The organism is Pseudomonas sp. OVF7, assembly GCF_030644265.1.
Taxonomy (GTDB): domain Bacteria; phylum Pseudomonadota; class Gammaproteobacteria; order Pseudomonadales; family Pseudomonadaceae; genus Aquipseudomonas; species Aquipseudomonas gorinensis.
This window is the reverse complement of sequence record NZ_CP128996.1, coordinates 6,411,961-6,430,092: the sequence shown is the minus strand read 5'-3', so window position 1 is coordinate 6,430,092 and position 18,132 is coordinate 6,411,961. Positions and strand designations below refer to the sequence as shown.

Here is an 18,132-nt window from a genome sequence, read left to right as displayed (position 1 = left end):
ATTTGTTGTAAGAATTACAAGATTATTCGCATAAAAATAGAAAACAAGCCTTTTTAGTGGCAATATTTTGTTCAATCTACAACGAGTGACCTGAATCAACTGGTCCGATGATTTAAACGACTCCCTGCCATCCCATGTGCTGCGGGCGTTTGATCAGCATAGACACTCAGGTCGCCACATCCGTTAGCCTGGAGTTCTACACATGCATCCCCGCGTTCTTGAGGTCACCGAACGGCTTATCGCCCGCAGTCGTGCAACCCGTGAGGCATACCTTGCGCTCATTCGCGGCGCAGCCAGCGACGGCCCGATGCGCGGCAAGCTGCAATGCGCCAACTTTGCCCATGGCGTGGCCGGTTGCGGCACCGAAGATAAAAATAGCCTGCGCATGATGAACGCCGCCAACGTGGCAATTGTTTCGTCATATAACGACATGCTCTCGGCGCACCAGCCGTATGAACATTTCCCTGAACAGATCAAGAAAGCCCTGCGCGAAGTCGGCTCGGTCGGCCAGTTCGCCGGCGGCACCCCGGCCATGTGCGACGGCGTGACCCAAGGCGAGCCCGGCATGGAACTGAGCCTGCTCAGCCGTGAAGTGATCGCCATGTCCACGGCGGTAGCGCTGTCCCACAACATGTTCGACGCGGCGCTGATGCTGGGCATCTGCGACAAGATCGTGCCCGGCCTGATGATGGGCGCACTGCGCTATGGCCACCTGCCGATGATCTTCGTTCCTGGCGGGCCCATGCCGTCGGGCATCTCCAACAAGCAGAAAGCCGATGTGCGCCAGCGCTACGCCGAAGGCAAGGCCAGTCGCGAAGAGCTGCTGGAATCGGAGATGAAGTCCTACCACAGCCCTGGCACGTGCACCTTCTACGGCACTGCCAACACCAACCAGCTGTTGATGGAAGTGATGGGCCTGCACTTGCCCGGCGCCTCGTTCGTCAACCCGTACACGCCGCTGCGCGATGCGCTGACCCGCGAAGCCGCCCATCAGGTCACGCGCTTGACCAAGGCGAACGGCAACTTCACGCCAATCGGTGAGATCGTCGACGAGAAATCCATCGTCAACTCCATCGTCGCCCTCAACGCCACGGGCGGTTCCACCAACCACACCCTGCATATGCCGGCCATCGCCATGTCGGCGGGGATCATCCTGACCTGGCAAGACATGGCCGACCTCTCTGAGGTGGTGCCCACCCTGTCCCACGTGTATCCAAACGGCAAGGCCGACATCAACCACTTCCAGGCGGCGGGCGGCATGTCGTTCCTGATCCGCGAACTGCTGGAAGCCGGCCTGCTCCACGAAGACGTCAATACCGTGGCCGGCAAGGGCCTGAGCCGCTACACCCAGGAACCGTTCCTGGTCGACGGCGAGCTGATCTGGCGCGATGGCCCGATCGAAAGCCTCGATGAAGCCATCCTGCGCCCGGTGGCCCGTGCGTTCTCCCCGGAAGGCGGCTTGCGCGTGATGGAAGGCAACCTGGGCCGTGGCGTGATGAAAGTCTCCGCCGTGGCGCCGGAGCACCAGATCGTCGAAGCGCCGGCGGTGGTGTTCCAGGACCAGCAGGACCTGGCCGATGCGTTCAAGGCCGGCCAGTTGGAAAAAGACTTCGTCGCGGTGATGCGCTTCCAGGGGCCACGCTCCAACGGCATGCCGGAACTGCACAAGATGACGCCGTTCCTTGGCGTATTGCAGGACCGTGGCTTCAAGGTGGCGTTGGTGACAGACGGGCGTATGTCGGGCGCGTCGGGTAAGATCCCCGCCGCGATTCATGTCAACCCCGAAGCCCAGAGCGGCGGGCCGCTGGCACGGGTGCGCGATGGCGATATCATTCGTGTGGATGGCGTGAAAGGCACCTTGGAGCTTAAGGTGGACGCCGAAGAATTTGCAGCGCGCGCGCCAGCCACGGGCCTGTTGGGCAATAACGTGGGGGCCGGTCGCGAGCTGTTTGCATTTATGCGCTTGGCCGCAAGCTCCGCAGAGCAAGGCGCCAGCGCCTTTACCTCTGCCCTGGAGACGCTTAAGTGAAGCTTGCGCTGGTCGGTGATATCGGGGGTACCAACGCCCGTTTTGCGTTGTGGCGGGATCAGGCCCTGCATTCGATTCGTGTGCATGCCACGGCGGATCACAAGAGCCCTGAAGACGCGATCAAGGTCTATCTCCAGGAAGAAGGCCTGAAAATCGGCGACATCGGTGCGGTGTGCCTGTCGGTGGCCGGTCCGGTGAGCGGGGATGAATTTAAATTCACCAACAATCACTGGCGTTTGAGCAAGACTGCGTTTTGCCGGGCTTTGCAGGTGGATGAGCTGTTGCTGGTGAATGATTTCTCGGCCATGGCCCTGGGCATGACCCGCCTTAAGCCCGACGAGTTCCGCGTGGTCTGCGAAGGCACGCCGGAGCCGTTGCGCCCGGCGGTGGTGATCGGCCCGGGCACCGGCCTGGGTGTCGGCACCTTGCTGGACTTGGGCGGCGGCCGTTGGGCCGCGTTGCCGGGGGAGGGTGGTCATGTCGACCTGCCCCTGAGCAGCCCGCGGGAAGCCCAGCTGTGGCAGCACATTTACAATGAGATCGGCCATGTCAGCGCCGAAAGCGTCTTGAGTGGCGCCGGTTTGCCGCGTCTGTACCGGGCGATCTGTGCCGTGGACGGCCACACCCCGGTGCTGGAAACTCCTGAAGCCGTGACGGCGGCAGGCCTGGCCGGCGACCCGGTGGCGATGGAAGTCTTGGATCAGTTCAGCATCTGGCTGGGCAGGGTCGCGGGTAACAACGTGCTGACCACGGGTGGTCGCGGTGGCGTCTACATCGTGGGCGGTGTGATACCGAGGTTTGCCGACTTCTTTATCCACAGCGGTTTTGCCAAAAGCTTCAGCGACAAAGGCTGCATGAGCGACTACTTCAAAGGTATTCCGGTGTGGTTGGTGACCGCGCCGTATTCCGGGTTGACCGGGGCTGGCGTCGCACTGGAACAGGCGTTTGCATAGGGACTGATGGCCTCATCGGGGCAAGCCCCTCCCACATTTGGAACGTATTCCAATGTAGGAGGGGGGGGGCGACGATTCGACTTGCCCCCGATGAGGCCATCAATAACACCCCCATAACAACAAGGAGGACCCCGTGAGCGTAATCAGTAAATCGATTCTCCTCGTCGATGACGACCAGGAAATCCGCGAATTGCTGCAAACCTACCTCAGTCGTGCCGGCTTCCAGGTGCGTGGCGTGCCGGATGGCGCGGGGTTCCGCCAGGCGATGAACGAAGCGCCGTGCGACCTGGTTATCCTTGATGTGATGCTGCCGGACGAAGACGGTTTCAGCCTTTGCCGCTGGATTCGCCAGCACCCGCGCCAGGCGCAGGTGCCCATCATTATGCTCACGGCCAGTTCCGACGAAGCCGACCGCGTGATCGGCCTGGAGCTGGGCGCCGATGACTACATCGGCAAACCCTTCAGCCCCCGCGAGTTGCAAGCGCGCATCAAGGCCCTGTTGCGCCGCTGCCAGTTTGGCCAGGAGCGCAGCGGCAATGGCGACGTGCTGGTGTTCGATGAATGGCGCCTGGACATGATCAGCCACCGCCTGTTTCATGTGGACGGTGAAGAGGTGATTCTCTCCGGTGCCGACTTTGCCTTGCTCAAGTTGTTTCTCGATCACCCGCAACAGATCCTCGACCGCGACACCATCGGCAACGCCACCCGTGGCCGTGACCTGATGCCGCTGGACCGCATCGTCGACATGGCCGTCAGCCGCCTGCGCCAACGCCTGCGCGATACCGAAAAACCCCCGAGGCTGATCCGCACTGTGCGTGGCAGCGGTTATCAACTGGCAGCCAGCGTGGTTGCCGGCAATGCCCACTGAACACCTGACCGAGCGTCGCCGGCGCTTCCCGGTACCGCGTTCGTTGCTGGGGCGCATGCTGCTGCTGACTTTGCTCGCGGTGTTGTTCGCCCAGGCGCTGTCCAGCGTGATCTGGGTTTCGCAATTGCGCGCCACCCAGCTCGAAGGCTTGGTCACCAGCGCCCGCAGCCTGGCGCACTCGATGACCGCGAGCGTGAGTTATTTCCGTTCGCTGCCGGTGGCTTACCGCCCCTTGGTGCTCGACCAGTTGCGCAGCATGGGCGGCACCCGGTTTGTGGTCACCCTCAACGATCGCCCGCTGGACATGGCGATATTGCCGCAGACCCCGCGCAAGCAAGCGGTGCTGGAAGCGGTCGACGAAGTGCTGCGCCAGACCCTGGGCGCCGACGTGCATATCTCGGTGGAGTTCGTCAGCGCCGAAGACCTGCGCATCTTCAACGCCGGTTTGAAGCTCGATGAACTGCCCCGCTCCTGGGCGCATTACGCGCTGACCCTGGAGCCGGTGAATCCACCGGTACTGGTCACCCAGATCCAACTCGCCCCCGGCGAATGGTTGTACATTGCGTCGCTGTTGCCCGAGCCCTACACCAGTCTCGAAGAACAGGGCCTGCCGTCTCAGCAGGTGTGGTTTATCGTGCTGACCAGTGGCTTTTTACTGCTGTTCATCGGCCTGCTGGTGCACTGGCAGAGCCGGCCGCTCAAGCGCCTGGCACGGGCGGCGCGGGATATGTCCCTGGGCGCCGACGTGGAGCCGGTGGCCGAAGGCGGCGGCAGTGAAGTGGTGGAGGTAGGCCGTGCGTTCAACGCCATGCGCGAACGCATCAGCCGTTACCTGACCGAACGCAGCCAGTTGTTCAGCGCCATTTCCCACGACCTGCGCACGCCAATTACCCGCCTGCGCCTGCGGGTTGAATTGCTTGAAGATGAGAACCTGCAAACCAAGTTCGGCCGCGACCTGGATGAGTTGGAGTTGCTGGTCAAAGGCGCGCTGCAATGTGTGAAAGACACCGACATCCACGAAAACATCGAACCGGTGGACCTCAATCATGTGCTCGAATGCCTGGTGGAGCCGTATGTGGCGCCCAACGGCAACGGCCGCGTCACGTTGGACGGCTATGCCTTGGCGCCTTACCCGGGTAAGCCGCTGGCGCTCAAGCGCTGCATCGGCAACCTGATCGACAATGCCTTGAAGTATGGGCAGAACGCGCATTTGCACATCGAGGACGATGGCGCGGAATTTATCCTGCACGTGGATGACGAAGGTCCCGGCGTACCGGAACAGCGTCTGGAGCAAGTCTTCGAACCGCACTTCCGCCTTGCCGGCCAGCAGCAGGGCTACGGCTTGGGCCTGGGCATTGCGCGCAATATCGCCCATAGCCATGGCGGCGAGGTGAGTTTGCAGAACTTGCGCGAAGGCGGCTTGCGAGTCACGTTACAACTCCCCCGAACCCTGGATTAGCAAACAGCGCCGATCAAATGTGGGAGGGAGCAAGCCCCTCCCACATTTTGATCTTCATTGGCTCAGACGCTCTGGCGCAGTCTTGCCAAATCCCTCAGCGGCGGCGCCCCAAACAACCGGCTGTACTCCCGGCTGAACTGCGACGGGCTTTCATACCCCACCCGATACCCGGCCGCCGACGCTTCCAGCCCTTCGGCGATCATCAGGCGCCGGGCCTCCTGCAAGCGCAACTGTTTCTGGTATTGCAGCGGGCTCATGGCGGTGATTGCCTTGAAGCGGTGGTGCAAGGTCGAGACGCTCAGGTTCACTTCCTTGGCCAAGTCATCAATGCGCAGCGGTTGTTCGTAATTGCCGTTGAGCCACTTGATCGCCTGGCTGACCCGATGGCTTTGGCTGTTGGCCACGGCAATTTCATACAACCGATAACCTTGCGGCCCACGCAGCAAGCGGTAGAGGATTTCACGGTTGATCAACGGCGCGAGCATGGCGATGTCTTTCGGGGTATCCAGCAGGCGCGCCAGGCGCAGCACGGCGTCGAGCAACTGGGGGTCGATGCGGTCCACATACATCCCGCGCGATGTCGGACGCGTGGGCACGCCCATGGGGCCGGCTTCGGCGATCAAGGCCGTGAGCTGCGCCGGGTCGATATTGATGCGCACCGACAGGTTCGGATCTTCCGGCGTGGCATCGATGATCCGCCCGGCCACCGGCATCGCCACCGAGAACACCAGGTAGTTGAGCGGGTCGTAGGCAAAGATTTCGTCGGCCAGGCGCACTTCCTTGCTGCCGTTGGCGAGGATGCACAACGCCGGTTCCACCAGCACCGGCATGAAGTCACGCGGCGTGTTGTGGCGGTTCAGGAACAGTGACGTAATCGCCGTGCCATAGGAGCCGTCTTCCCAGGTATGACGATGCACGATACTCGCCAGCTCGGCGCGCTGTTTTTCCGTCTCGGCATCGAGGGGCATGGACTGATGTTCGGGCGACGACATGAGGCGTCCTCTGCATGCTTTTTTGATGGGCTCAGCTTAGCGGCCGCTTTTCAAACAGTGTTACGACGATTCTGCACAATCCTTGCCTGATCCTGCGACCTTTCGTGAATCAGGCAAGCGTAGGGGCTGTCATCTCCCTGAAACAAGGCGTTTGCCCACGGAATAAACCGGCGGGCCGAGCGTCCTTCTCTACGCTTTTCGCAGGATTGTGCAATAAGCCGGCAGGAATCGACTAACCGCGCTCACCATTGCGCCGCTATCTTTGATCCTGTGGCAACACACCCTCACAGTGCTTGCCGAGCATCACTTCTCAACGGGAGAGTCGAATATGTCCACCCCCATTCCCGCGAGCCATATGGCCTTTATCCGCGCCCGCAGCGGGTGCAGCACCGAACTCGGTGCACGCTTGAGCAGTTTGATCGAACCGGGCCGCCAGGCTCAGGGTTGCTTGCAATTTTCGTTGCAGCATTCCCAGGTCGACCCCGATGTCTGGTTGGTCTCCGGCTTCTGGAGCAGCGAGCAGGCAATGAGCGCTTACTTCAGTTCGCCGGCCCTGATGCTCTTCACCGAATTGTTGAACGACATGGTGGTGCGCAGCATGGACTTCCAGACCTTCACCGATGCATCCGCCGCCAACGCCTACGGTGAGTACCTGCAACTGGCCGGTTAATGGTTAGAATGGCCAACTTTTCCATTGGCCAGGACCTGCAACATGGCACGTAAACAATTTGCCCACCACGAAGCCGTTTCCGCCGTAGTACCGGGTGAAGGGGCCTACAGCGCTGCCGTCGCCGTCAAGGCACTGGATGGCATGGGCGCCCCGAAATTTCACAAGATCCTGGATGGGCAGACGTTCAAGACGGCCTCCGACGCCGATGATGCGGCCACCGTGCAGCTTGAGCGGTTGATCGATGTTGATGAAGAGGGTCAACTGACCTGGGCGAGCGCCGCCAGCTGAACAACGCCGACAATCTAATGTGGGAGGGGGCTTGCCCCCGATAGCAGTGTGACAGTCAACAAAGATGTTGAATGTGCCATTGCCATCGGGGCAAGCCCCCCCCTTTTTTTGACTGTATTTCAGTCAGGGTTTGGTGGCGCCTGGGCGATACATCTTGAACAGCGCCTCAGGGCCCAATTGGAAGTAATCCGCCGGGCCGCCGCCCCGCAGGATCGGCTCGGCGGCGGCGGTGTCGTAGATCCCGTCCTTGAGCAGCCACTTGGCAATGTGCACCGCGACCACCTCGCCCAGCACCAGCCAGCTTGGCACCGGTTGCTTGTCCGCACGTTGCAGCTGGATGATCTGCGTGACCTTGCACTCGAACGATACCGGGCTCTCGCCCACCCGCGGAACGCTCACGATCTTCGAAGCCACCGGTGTCAGCCCGGACAACTCGAATTCGTTCACCTCTGGTCCTACCGCCGCGCAACTCTGGTTCATCTGCTCGGCCAACGGGCGGGTGGCCAGGTTCCAGACAAACTCGCCGGTCTGTTCGATATTGTTCAGGCTGTCTTTGCGCCCGACACTGGAAAAACCAATGATCGGCGGAATGTAGTTGAACGCGTTGAAGAAACTGTAGGGCGCCAGGTTCAGGCGGCCGTTGCTGTCGTGTGAGGAGATCCAGCCAATCGGCCGTGGACCGACGATGGCATTGAACGGGTCATGGGGCAGGCCGTGGCCGTTGGCGGGTTCGTAGAAATAGATATCGTCAGGCATGGCCGGGGTTCCTGCTGCGGGGTTCGGGAAGGTAGCCATAGTGCAATCCACGGCAGTGAATTTCCATTGGCCCTATGGAATTTTCATTCAACGCCCACCTATTTTTCACAGCGCCCCGTTCAGTCTGCGCGCAACGTCGACACCCCCTATAAGTCGGCTATTTGACAGACTGAGCTTCGGAGCCTTGCCCCCCAATGAACAAACTTCCTCAGATCACCCTGGCGTTCTGGGTCATGAAAATCTGCGCAACCACCCTGGGCGAAACCGCCGGGGACTTGCTGTCGATGACCCTGAACGTTGGCTACGCCATCAGCTCGATGATCCTGATCAGCGTGTTCCTGGTTACCCTGGTGACGCAACTCTGGTCGAAAGCCTACAACCCGGTGCTGTACTGGATTGTGATCCTGTCCACCAGCACTGCCGGCACCACCATGTCGGACTTCATGGACCGCAGCCTGGGCCTGGGTTATGCCACGGGGTCGATGATCCTGATCGTGATTTTGATGATCATCTTTGCGTTGTGGCACCTCAGTGGCGACTCGCTGAACGTGAACAAGGTGCAGACCTTCCGGGGAGAGTTGTTCTACTGGATGGCGATCCTGTTCTCCAACACCCTGGGGACCGCGCTGGGCGACTTTCTGGCGGATGATTCCGGGCTCGGCTTCGCCGGTGGCGCGTTGTTGATTGGCTCCACCATCGCAGCGGTGGTGGCGCTCAAATACTTCACGCGGATTTCGTCGGTGTTGTTGTTCTGGGTGGCCTTCGTGCTGACTCGGCCATTTGGTGCGACCCTGGGCGATTTCCTGACCAAGCCCCACGAAAAGGGCGGGTTGGACTTCGGCACCATCGGTTCGTCGGCGGTGTTGGCGGCGGTGCTGGTGGTGATGATTGTCGGGGCGTCGTACGCACAGCGGCGCTATGTGCGGCGCGAAGTGGCAGAGTTGTCCTGATGCCAAATGTGGGAGGGGGCAAGCGCCCTCCCACATTTTTTACTGCATCCAGCGGTTAGTCCGTGGTAATCCGCGAATGTTTGCGGGTGTCCTTCATGGTCACATAGACCGCCAGAGACACCGCGATACAGGCCGTCACGTACCAGTAATAACCGGTTTCCATGCCAATGCTCTTGAACCACAGCGCGATGTATTCAGCGGTACCGCCGAAGATCGACACGGTCAGTGCATACGGCAGGCCCACGCCCAGCGCGCGGATTTCAGTCGGGAACAGCTCGGCCTTCACCACCGCGTTGATCGAGGTGTAGCCGCTGACGATGATCAGCGCCGCCATGATCAGGAAGAACGCGCCCCACCAGGTCTGGATGGTGTGCAGGGTGGTGAGGATCGGCACGGTGAACAGGGTGCCGAGGATACCGAATGCGATCAGGATCGGCCGACGGCCGATCTTGTCCGACAGCCCACCGACCAGGGGTTGCAGGCACATGAACAGAAACAGCGTGGCCGCCGAGATGGTGGTGGAGTCGGAGATGCTCATGCCGACGGTGTTCACCAGGTACTTCTGCATGTAGGTGGTGTAGGTGTAGAAGGCCAGGGTACCGCCCATGGTCAGGCCGACCACGGTCATCAGTTCCTTGGGGTGGCGCATCAAGGTGCGCATTGCGCTTTCCTTGGCTTTTTCCTTCTTGGTGAACGACTCGGTTTCCTCCATGCCACGACGCAGGTACAGCGCCACGACCGCGCACAGGGCGCCGATGGCGAACGGGATGCGCCAGCCCCAGGCATACAACTGCTCGGTGGTCAGCAATTGTTGCAGCACGATCAGTACGGCCAGAGCGATGAGCTGGCCAGAGATCAGGGTCACGTATTGGAAGCTGGAGTAGAAACCACGACGCTCCTTGGTTGCCATCTCGCTGAGGTAGGTGGCGGAGGTGCCGTATTCGCCCCCGACCGACAGGCCCTGCAGCAAACGGGCAAATACCAGCAGGATCGGCGCGCCGATACCGATGACTTCATAGCTCGGGCTCAGGGCAATCAGCAGCGAGCCGAAACACATCAGGTACACCGAGGCCATCAAGGCCTTTTTACGCCCCACTTTGTCGGCGTACAGGCCCATCAGCCAGCCGCCGATCGGGCGCATCAGGAAGCCCACGGCGAAGATCGCGGCGGTATTGAGCAGTTGGGCGGTGGTGTCGCCTTTCGGGAAAAAGGTTTTTGCGAAGTACAACGAGAAAGCGGCGTAGACGTACCAGTCGTACCACTCGACCATGTTGCCGACAGAGCCGCTGAAAATCGACTTGATCCGGCTGGAAGTTGTGCGCTCTTTTGTCGGCGCGGCCGCCGACCCCAGAGGCAGGGCGTTGGAGTTATCCATTGAAGGATCCTTCATCTAGTTGTTTTTATGGAGCGGCGTGAGCAAAGCGAACGCAGCCTGGCTCGAGCTATAGCAGGAGCTGTGCCAGCTGGATGAACGCCCGGTCTAGAGGGGGTTGGCGGATTTTTTGAGCGGAAAGTCGCTGATGGTTTTAAGGGGGGTGAGCGGAAATCCGCTTATCGCTGCAGGCCTCATCGGGGGCAAGCCCCCTCCCACACTTGAGCGTGTTCACAGATCAAAATGTGGTAGGGGGCTTGCCCCCGATAGCGGCCTGCGAGTCAACACAAGGATTCGCCTAGAGAAACATCTCCCGCACCAACCCATGGCGCTGCATCTTTTCATTGAAGGTACGGCGCGGCAGTTGCAACTCGGCCAGCACCGCCTTGATATCGCCCTTGTGCCGCGCCAGCGCGGCTTTCAGGCAGTGCGCCTCGAACGCCTCCTGCTGCGCCGCCAGCGATTGCCCGACCTCGATGCCCTCGGGTTCCGGATCGCCCAGCCCCAGGACCTGACGTTCGGCGACGTTGGCCAGTTCGCGCACATTGCCCGGCCAGTCATGGCTGAGCAGGCGTCCCAGTTGCGGGCCGCTCAATGGCTCGGCACTGCGGCCTAGGCGTTCGGCGGCGCTCTGGGCAAAGTGCTCGTACAGCAAGGGAATATCTTCGCGGCGCTCACGCAGCGGTGGCAGGCGCAGTTGTGCGACGTTCAACCGGTAGGCCAGGTCTTCGCGAAAGCGCCCGGCGCGAGCCTCTTCCAGCAGGTCCGGCTTGGTGGCGGCGATGATGCGCAAATCGACGTGGATGCTTTGGTTGGAGCCGAGCCGCTCCAGCTTTTGCTCCTGCAGCACCCGTAGCAATTTCACTTGCTGGGCCAGGGGCATGCTTTCGATTTCATCCAGGAACAGGGTGCCGCCGTGGGCGTATTCCAGCTTGCCGATGCGCTTGCCCTGGGCGCCGGTGAATGCACCGCTTTCGTGGCCGAACAACTCGGCTTCAAACAGCTGCTCTGGGATCGCCGCGCAATTGAGCGCCACAAACGGCTTCTTCGCCCGAGGACCAAAATCATGCAGGCAGCGGGCGACCATTTCCTTGCCGCTACCGGTTTCGCCACGGATCAGCACATTGACCGGCAACGTCGCCAGGTCCAGCACCTGGCGTCGCAGGTTTTGCAAACTTCGGGACACCCCCAGCAGGCTGTTCTCCAGTTTCTCCCGGTGGTCGGCCTGTTGATGCAGGCGACGGTTTTCGAGAATCAGCCCACGTTTGTCCAGCGCGCGGCGCAGGCTGTTGAGCAGCGCATCGGGGCTGAAGGGTTTTTCCAGGAAATCGTAGGCACCGTCGCGCATCGCTTCGACGGCCATCGGTACGTCGCCATGGCCAGTGAGCAATATCACCGGCAAGTCGGCATCACGGCGCTGCACTTCGGCCAGCAGCTCCAGGCCGCTGAGCCCGGGCATGCGCACGTCGCTCAGAATCACCCCGGGAAAATCCTTGGGCAACTGCGCCAGGCACGTTTCGGCACGGCTGAAAAGCTGCACTTCAAATCCCGACAGGCTCAACCATTGCTCGACGGCCGTGCGAATGCTGGTTTCGTCATCGACCACAATCACCGCATTCAACATAGGTCGGGTGTCTCCAGTGCGATAGGCAGGGTCAGGGTGAAGACGGCGCCGTCGCCACGGTTGCCGGCGATCAGGCGCCCGCCCAGTTCGTGCACGATAGCGTAGGAAACCGCCAACCCCAACCCGAGGCCGTCTCCCACCGGCTTGGTGGTGAAGAAGGGGTCGAACACGCTGTTCAGGTGTTCTTCGGCAATGCCGCCACCGCTGTCGCTGACGGTCAGTCGCCACAGCTGCTCATCAGCGTGCAGGTGGATTTCGAGGCGTTTGCGCGGCTTGTTCGCCATCGCATCCAGGGCATTGCGCAGCAGGTTGATCAGTACCTGTTCCAAGCGGATCGCATCGCCGCGTACCCAGGCGGGGCGGGTCAGGTCCAGCAGGGTGCCGATGCCTTCATCGCGCAGGCGCGCGTCGAGCAACTGCAGAGACTGATCGACTACGGTGGCCAGGTCCAGGCGTTCGCGCAGGCCGCTGGGGCTCTTGCGCGCGAAGGTCTTGAGGTGGCCGGTCAGCGCGGCCATGCGTGTGAGCATATCGTCCAGTGGGGTCAGGGCCTTGTAGGCATCGTCTATACGGCCGTGGTCAAGCAGCAGGCGCAGGGTCGCCAACTGCATGCGCTGGGCGGTCAGCGGTTGGTTGATTTCATGGGCGAGGGCGGCAGACATCTGCCCCAGCGCCGCCAATTTGGCCGATTGCACCAGGCCGTCCTGAGCGGTGCGCAGCGCCTGGGTACGCTCCTCCACAAGCTGTTCGAGCTCTTCGCGGCTGCGCTGCCGCAAGCGGGCCAGGCGCCAGCGCTGGGTCAGGAACAGCACCAGAAACACCAGCGCCAGCCAGGAGCCAGCGGCGGCCAGGCCGGCGTTGCGTTGGTCTTCAAAGGCGAATTGGGGCTTGCGCAGCAGGTGCAGGGTCCAGCCCTCAGCCTTCAGCGGCAAGGATTCCCAGATGTAGTTGGCGTTGCCGTCAGGTCCGTTGACGCGCATCAGGTGACTGTTGTCGTCGAAGCGTTGCAACGCCTGGGTTTCCAGGGGCTGCAATTGTTTTTTGTCGTATTGGCGGGTGGCCTTGAGTTCGGCCAGGTCGCTGGCCGACAGCGGGCTCAGGTTGCGATAACGCCAGCCGGGCTGGTTGGCGATAAACACGATACCGCGCGCGTCGCTGACCAGCAGCAGGTCATTGCCCTGGGCCCACTCGCGTTCAAGCTCGGGGAATTCCAGCTTGACCACCATGGCGCCGAGGAACTGCTCATGTTCATCGAGCACCGCGCTGGAGAGGAAGTACCCCGGCACCCCGGTGGTCACCCCGACCGCATAAAAGCGCCCGGCGCCCTGGCTCTGGGTTTGGCTGAAGTAAGGTCGAAACGCGTAGTTGTGCCCGACATAACTGCTGGGCAGGTTCCAGTTACTGGCGGCCACGGCCAGGCCGGTGCGGTCCATCAACTCCAGGGTGGAAGACTGGGCGGCACCGTTGATGCGTTCCAGTTTGCGGTTGAGCATGTCCTGGGTGGTGGCATCCAGCGGACCTTTCAAGGCGCTGATCATTTCCGAGTCCAAGGCCAGTACGGCGGGCAGGGCGCGGTAGCGTTCGATCAAGGTGTGCAGGGAGTTGGCGTACAACGCGAGTTGCTGGTTGGCGCGGGCGGCATCGTCCACCAGGGCCACGCGTTCGGCGTGGCGCGTGGCCAGGGCCGCGGCCAGCAGTGCACCGGCGATGATGAGCAGGGAATAGAAGGTCAGGCGCAGTGGGCGAGGGATCACGATCATACGATGATGAACAGGCGCAGTAAGGGGGAGCACCATAGCATGAGCTGCCTGGATCTTGTGGTGGGAGAGGCTACGGTGGCTAGAGGGCTTGTTGTGGCAAGCCCTAATGCCGTTCAGTTAAGCGTACATCGCCTTCTGTAGGAGCGAGCTTGCTCGCGAAAAACGTCAACGATAACGCGTGTTTCCTGAGTGAACGCGGCGCCTGTGAGTTCTTCGCGAGCAAGCTCGCTTCTACAAAAAAGCCTTAACTGAACGGCATTATGGCAAGCCCGCTTGCCACAGGACGCCTGGTCGCCCGTGACCGCCTCGATTGCCAAAGGGCAATCGGCAGTCAGAAAAAAAGGCGACCGGGCTTATCGCCGCAGTCGCCTTTATCCTTGCGGGGAAAGTGCTTACTGCACTTCCACCGCCAGGCTTTCACTGATCTTTTTCTGCCAGATGGCAGGACCGGTGATATGGACGGATTCGCCCTTGCTGTCCACCGCCACGGTGACCGGCATGTCTTTCACGTCGAACTCGTAGATCGCTTCCATGCCCAGTTCGGCGAAAGCCACCACACGCGACTTCTTGATGGCTTGCGCCACCAGGTAAGCAGCGCCGCCGACGGCCATCAGGTACACGGCCTTGTGGTCCTTGATCGCTTCGATGGCGGCCGGGCCGCGTTCGGATTTGCCGATCATGCCCAGCAGGCCGGTTTGCTCGAGGATCTGGCGGGTGAACTTGTCCATCCGCGTTGCGGTGGTCGGGCCGGCAGGGCCAACCACTTCTTCGCGCACGGGATCAACCGGGCCGACGTAATAGATGAAGCGACCCTTGAGGTCCACCGGCAGGGCTTCGCCCTTGTTCAGCATCTCGACCATGCGCTTGTGCGCGGCATCGCGACCGGTGAGCATCTTGCCGTTGAGCAACACGGTTTCGCCCGGCTTCCAGCTCTGCACGTCTTCCGGGGTCAGGGTGTCGAGGTTGACGCGACGGGCCGAAGGGCCGGCTTCCCAGACGATTTCCGGGTAGGCGTCCAGCGGTGGCGCCTCCAGCGACGCCGGGCCCGAACCGTCGAGCACGAAGTGCGCGTGACGGGTGGCGGCGCAGTTGGGGATCATGCACACCGGCAGCGAAGCGGCGTGGGTCGGGTAGTCCATGATCTTCACGTCGAGCACGGTGGTCAGGCCGCCCAGGCCCTGGGCGCCGATGCCCAGTTGGTTGACCTTCTCGAACAGCTCCAGGCGCATCTCTTCGATACGGTTGGACGGGCCGCGCTTTTTCAGCTCGTGGATGTCGATGGATTCCATCAACACTTCCTTGGCCATCACCGCGGCTTTCTCGGCGGTGCCGCCAATGCCGATGCCGAGCATGCCCGGTGGGCACCAGCCGGCGCCCATGGTCGGAACGGTCTTGAGCACCCAGTCGACGATCGAGTCGGACGGGTTGAGCATGGCCATCTTCGACTTGTTCTCGGAACCACCGCCTTTGGCCGCCACGTCCACTTCCACGGTGTTACCCGGGACGATGGAGTAGTGGATGACTGCGGGGGTGTTGTCCTTGGTGTTCTTGCGCGCGCCTGCCGGGTCGGCGAGGATCGATGCACGCAGGACGTTTTCCGGCAGGTTGTAGGCGCGACGCACACCTTCGTTGATCATGTCGTCCAGGCCCATGGTGGCGCCATCCCAACGTACATCCATGCCCACGCGCACGAACACGGTGACAATACCGGTGTCCTGGCAGATCGGGCGATGGCCGGTGGCGCACATGCGCGAGTTGATCAGGATCTGCGCGATGGAGTCGCGGGCCGCTGGCGATTCTTCGCGCAGATAGGCTTCGTGCATCGCTTGGATGAAGTCAACGGGGTGGTAGTAGGAAATGAATTGCAGGGCGTCGGCAACGCTCTGAATCAGGTCGTCTTGCTTGATCACGGTCATGAGTCGCGCTCCTCTATAAGGGAACATTCAATAAAGGTGGCTTCAGTGAAGTGCATCGGTCGGCTGAAACCACCTTTCCAAGGCGCGTCGCCAAGAAGAGCAGGTATTGTTGGCGCGACGCTAAAAAGGCGCGGCAGTATAACCCGGCGTGGTGGCCGATACACCCGACGATGGTCAAACTCTGTGGCAAGCCCGAATGCCTGTCAGTTAAGAGATAGAACGAGCAAACAGCAGCGGGCTTGTTGTGGCGAGCGGGCTTGCCCCGCGTTGGGCTGCGCAGCAGCCCCAATCAATCGGAATACGGAGTATCAGGCACTCCTCAGCGGCGGGTTCTGGGGCTGCTTCGCAGCCCAACGCGGGGCAAGCCCGCTCGCCACAGTTACAGTGTTCCTCCTTGGCTGACAGGCATTATGGCAAGCCCGCTTGCCACAAAAATGCGTTTCGTCATGCTGCCCGCGTTATCGTTAGCAATCTTCGCAATGTTTGAGTCCTTGTATGCCTGAACTGCACGTCGGCGAACGCCACTGGTCGGTCTCCACCGGCAGCAACCTGTTGGATGCCCTGAACCAGGCCGGCGTCGCCGTGCCCTACAGTTGCCGCGCCGGCAGTTGCCATGCATGCCTGGTGCGATGCCAGGGCGACGTCGAGGACAAGCAACCCGACGCCCTCAGCCCGGCACAGCGCCAGGATGGCTGGCGCCTGGCCTGTCAGTGCCAGGTGACGGCGGACTTGCGGGTCGAAGCGTACGATCCGACACGCGACGGTCTGTCGGCCGAAGTGGTAGGCGCCGACTGGCTGAACACGACGGTACTGCGCTTGCGCCTGCAACCGGAGCGCGGCCTGCGCTACCGGGCCGGGCAGCATCTGGTGTTGTGGGCGGGGCAGGTGGCGCGGCCCTACTCCCTGGCCAGCCTGCCCCAGGAAGATCCATTCCTGGAGTTTCATCTCGAGTGTCGCCAGCCTGGCGCGTTCAGCGATGCCGCTCGGCAGCTGCGTGTCGGAGACCGCCTGCGCCTGGGCGAACTGCGCGGCGGCGCGTTGCAATACGACCCCGCCTGGCAAACCCAGCCGCTGTGGCTGCTGGCATCCGGTACCGGTATGGGCCCGTTGTGGGGCGTGCTGCGCGAGGCGTTGCGCCAGAATCACCAGGGGGCTATCCGCGTGATTCATCTCGCCCATGATGCCAGTGGCCATTACCTGGCCGAACCCCTGGCCGCGCTGGCCGCGCAGCATGCGAACCTGACGGTGGAGCTATGGACCGCGGCGGAGCAAGCCCAGGCATTGGCGCAACTGCGGCTTGTTTCGCGGCAAACTCTGGCCTTACTCTGCGGGCACCCCGCCAACGTCGAGGCCTTCTCCAAGCGCCTGTTCCTGGCGGGATTGCCGCGCAATCAACTGCTGGCCGATGTGTTCTTGCCCCGTGGTTGAGCGCTGAATTCTACAGCCGCGAGACTGACCATGACCGACGCCATCCTGCAGCAGCGCGAACGTGGGTTGCTGACCCTGCAGTTCAACCGCCCCGACAAGAAAAACGCCCTGACCCGCGCCATGTACACGCAGTTGGCCGAAGCGCTGGAGCAGGCTGACGCGGACCCCGCCATCAGCGCCGTGCTGATTCAGGGCAGCCACGCGTGTTTTACCGCCGGCAACGACATCGGCGACTTTCTTGAACAGCCGCCCAGCGACCTCGACAGCCCACCGTTCCACTTTATGAAAAGCCTGCTCAATTGCCGCAAACCAGTGATCGCCGCCGTGGCGGGCGCAGCGGTGGGCATTGGCACGACGCTGCTGCTGCACTGCGATCTGGTGTACGTCAGTCGCGATGCTCGTTTGCGCATGCCGTTCGTTAATCTGGGGCTGTGTCCCGAATTTGGGTCAAGCCTGATCCTGCCGCGCTTGCTGGGGCACGCGAAGGCGGCTGAGTTGTTGCTGCTGGGGGAGGGGTTCACAGGCGAACAGGCGGCCCTTTGGGGCATTGCCACCGAGGCGCTGGGCAGTGGCGAAGCCGCCTTGGCCAAGGCGCGAGAAATCGCCGAACGCTTTGACACCCTGGCGTCGGGTGCGGTGCAAGTCACCAAGCAATTGATGAAAAGTGTGGACCGTGAGCAGTTGCGGCGAGTGATCGAGGAGGAGGGCGCGTTGTTTGTCCAGCGCCTGAAATCCTCTGAAGCGATCGCAGCCTTGTCGGAGGTTATCTCAAGGAAGTAAGGCTAATCAGGCGGAGCGGGCACGACCTCAGCCGTGCCTGCCTGGAGGAGCCCTTTCTGGAAAAGCGAGAACATCAGTAGCCGAAAATTCTCACCATGCTGGCAACGCGATTGCCAGCAACTCCCGAGACGCCGGCCACCACCAGCCTGCTATTGGGTACTTCAGCTCTTTCCACACGGCATGAATTGAATAGAGCGGCAGGTGCGGTATATGCCTTAGGTCTGACCGCACACACGATTGGGCGCCTGTTCGTGGGTGGCGTCTACGGGTAGAGCTGACAGTAGACA

The 18,132-nt window shown here is 61.7% G+C and carries 15 protein-coding genes; 9 read left to right on the top strand and 6 right to left on the bottom strand.

What is annotated here, in order from left to right; translation table 11 throughout:
• The first annotated feature begins 202 nt into the window (after window positions 1–202).
• From edd to QU606_RS29250, 4 genes are all read left to right on the top strand, one after another.
• Complete coding sequence (gene edd, locus QU606_RS29265; RefSeq protein ID WP_024077194.1) at window positions 203–2,029, top strand: phosphogluconate dehydratase; 1,827 nt, start codon at window positions 203–205, stop codon at window positions 2,027–2,029.
• A complete protein-coding gene (locus QU606_RS29260) occupies window positions 2,026–2,982 on the top strand; it encodes a glucokinase (protein WP_069076916.1) in 957 nt (318 codons plus the stop codon). Before edd ends, QU606_RS29260 begins: the two co-directional genes overlap by 4 nt.
• 133 nt (window positions 2,983–3,115) lie before the next feature.
• Window positions 3,116–3,850: a response regulator gene (locus tag QU606_RS29255; protein WP_024077192.1), complete on the top strand. Its 735-nt coding sequence runs from the start codon at window positions 3,116–3,118 to the stop codon at window positions 3,848–3,850.
• Complete coding sequence (locus QU606_RS29250; protein ID WP_024077191.1) at window positions 3,840–5,309, top strand: ATP-binding protein; 1,470 nt, start codon at window positions 3,840–3,842, stop codon at window positions 5,307–5,309. The genes QU606_RS29255 and QU606_RS29250 overlap by 11 nt, the downstream gene beginning before the upstream one ends.
• A gap of 62 nt (window positions 5,310–5,371) precedes the next feature.
• On the opposite strand, the gene QU606_RS29245 is transcribed toward QU606_RS29250, so the two are convergent.
• Window positions 5,372–6,301, bottom strand: coding sequence for an AraC family transcriptional regulator (locus QU606_RS29245; RefSeq protein WP_024077190.1), 930 nt, complete (start codon window positions 6,299–6,301; stop codon window positions 5,372–5,374).
• Between the two features lie 328 nt (window positions 6,302–6,629).
• Here QU606_RS29245 and QU606_RS29240 point away from each other — a divergent pair, with 328 nt between their 5' ends.
• Both QU606_RS29240 and QU606_RS29235 read left to right on the top strand, forming a co-directional pair.
• On the top strand, window positions 6,630–6,971 hold the full coding sequence (locus QU606_RS29240) for an antibiotic biosynthesis monooxygenase family protein (protein WP_024077189.1): 342 nt from the start codon (window positions 6,630–6,632) through the stop codon (window positions 6,969–6,971).
• A 42-nt stretch (window positions 6,972–7,013) separates the two neighbouring features.
• Window positions 7,014–7,259, top strand: coding sequence for a hypothetical protein (locus QU606_RS29235; RefSeq protein WP_024077188.1), 246 nt, complete (start codon window positions 7,014–7,016; stop codon window positions 7,257–7,259).
• Window positions 7,260–7,382: 123 nt separating this feature from the next.
• On the opposite strand, the gene QU606_RS29230 is transcribed toward QU606_RS29235, so the two are convergent.
• Entirely contained in the window at window positions 7,383–8,015 is a 633-nt protein-coding gene (locus tag QU606_RS29230; protein ID WP_069076917.1) for a flavin reductase family protein, read from the bottom strand.
• A 194-nt stretch (window positions 8,016–8,209) separates the two neighbouring features.
• On the opposite strand from QU606_RS29230, the gene QU606_RS29225 reads away from it, so the two are divergent.
• A complete protein-coding gene (locus QU606_RS29225; protein WP_024077186.1) occupies window positions 8,210–8,965 on the top strand; it encodes a membrane protein in 756 nt (251 codons plus the stop codon).
• A gap of 55 nt (window positions 8,966–9,020) precedes the next feature.
• Here QU606_RS29225 and QU606_RS29220 read toward each other — a convergent pair whose 3' ends face one another.
• The 4 genes from QU606_RS29220 to QU606_RS29205 form a co-directional block, all read right to left on the bottom strand.
• Window positions 9,021–10,340 carry an MFS transporter gene (locus QU606_RS29220; protein WP_024077185.1) on the bottom strand — a complete coding sequence of 440 codons (1,320 nt, stop codon included), beginning with the start codon at window positions 10,338–10,340 and terminating at the stop codon, window positions 9,021–9,023.
• A gap of 295 nt (window positions 10,341–10,635) precedes the next feature.
• Window positions 10,636–11,961, bottom strand: coding sequence for a sigma-54 dependent transcriptional regulator (locus tag QU606_RS29215; RefSeq protein WP_024077184.1), 1,326 nt, complete (start codon window positions 11,959–11,961; stop codon window positions 10,636–10,638).
• Complete coding sequence (locus tag QU606_RS29210; protein ID WP_041161010.1) at window positions 11,955–13,721, bottom strand: ATP-binding protein; 1,767 nt, start codon at window positions 13,719–13,721, stop codon at window positions 11,955–11,957. Before QU606_RS29210 ends, QU606_RS29215 begins: the two co-directional genes overlap by 7 nt.
• Before the next feature lie 392 nt (window positions 13,722–14,113).
• Window positions 14,114–15,637, bottom strand: a complete 1,524-nt coding sequence (locus QU606_RS29205) for a fumarate hydratase (RefSeq protein ID WP_024077182.1) — start codon at window positions 15,635–15,637, stop codon at window positions 14,114–14,116.
• A gap of 495 nt (window positions 15,638–16,132) precedes the next feature.
• On the opposite strand from QU606_RS29205, the gene QU606_RS29200 reads away from it, so the two are divergent.
• Both QU606_RS29200 and QU606_RS29195 read left to right on the top strand, forming a co-directional pair.
• Complete coding sequence (locus QU606_RS29200) at window positions 16,133–17,065, top strand: iron-sulfur-binding ferredoxin reductase (RefSeq protein WP_024077181.1); 933 nt, start codon at window positions 16,133–16,135, stop codon at window positions 17,063–17,065.
• A 30-nt stretch (window positions 17,066–17,095) separates the two neighbouring features.
• Window positions 17,096–17,845 carry an enoyl-CoA hydratase-related protein gene (locus QU606_RS29195; RefSeq protein ID WP_069076919.1) on the top strand — a complete coding sequence of 250 codons (750 nt, stop codon included), beginning with the start codon at window positions 17,096–17,098 and terminating at the stop codon, window positions 17,843–17,845.
• Window positions 17,846–18,132 lie beyond the last annotated feature (287 nt).

What these genes read in the sequence shown, in the direction of transcription:
- QU606_RS29225 (WP_024077186.1), top strand. Translation starts at nt 8,210, where the DNA reads ATGAACAAACTTCCTCAGATCACCCTGGCGTTCTGGGTCATGAAAATC.
- QU606_RS29195 (WP_069076919.1), top strand. Translation starts at nt 17,096, where the DNA reads ATGACCGACGCCATCCTGCAGCAGCGCGAACGTGGGTTGCTGACCCTG.
- QU606_RS29250 (WP_024077191.1), top strand. Translation starts at nt 3,840, where the DNA reads ATGCCCACTGAACACCTGACCGAGCGTCGCCGGCGCTTCCCGGTACCG.
- QU606_RS29205 (WP_024077182.1), bottom strand. Translation starts at nt 15,637, where the DNA reads ATGACCGTGATCAAGCAAGACGACCTGATTCAGAGCGTTGCCGACGCC.
- QU606_RS29245 (WP_024077190.1), bottom strand. Translation starts at nt 6,301, where the DNA reads ATGTCGTCGCCCGAACATCAGTCCATGCCCCTCGATGCCGAGACGGAA.
- QU606_RS29230 (WP_069076917.1), bottom strand. Translation starts at nt 8,015, where the DNA reads ATGCCTGACGATATCTATTTCTACGAACCCGCCAACGGCCACGGCCTG.
- QU606_RS29240 (WP_024077189.1), top strand. Translation starts at nt 6,630, where the DNA reads ATGTCCACCCCCATTCCCGCGAGCCATATGGCCTTTATCCGCGCCCGC.
- QU606_RS29200 (WP_024077181.1), top strand. Translation starts at nt 16,133, where the DNA reads ATGCCTGAACTGCACGTCGGCGAACGCCACTGGTCGGTCTCCACCGGC.
- QU606_RS29210 (WP_041161010.1), bottom strand. Translation starts at nt 13,721, where the DNA reads ATGATCGTGATCCCTCGCCCACTGCGCCTGACCTTCTATTCCCTGCTC.
- edd (WP_024077194.1), top strand. Translation starts at nt 203, where the DNA reads ATGCATCCCCGCGTTCTTGAGGTCACCGAACGGCTTATCGCCCGCAGT.
- QU606_RS29215 (WP_024077184.1), bottom strand. Translation starts at nt 11,961, where the DNA reads ATGTTGAATGCGGTGATTGTGGTCGATGACGAAACCAGCATTCGCACG.
- QU606_RS29220 (WP_024077185.1), bottom strand. Translation starts at nt 10,340, where the DNA reads ATGGATAACTCCAACGCCCTGCCTCTGGGGTCGGCGGCCGCGCCGACA.
- QU606_RS29235 (WP_024077188.1), top strand. Translation starts at nt 7,014, where the DNA reads ATGGCACGTAAACAATTTGCCCACCACGAAGCCGTTTCCGCCGTAGTA.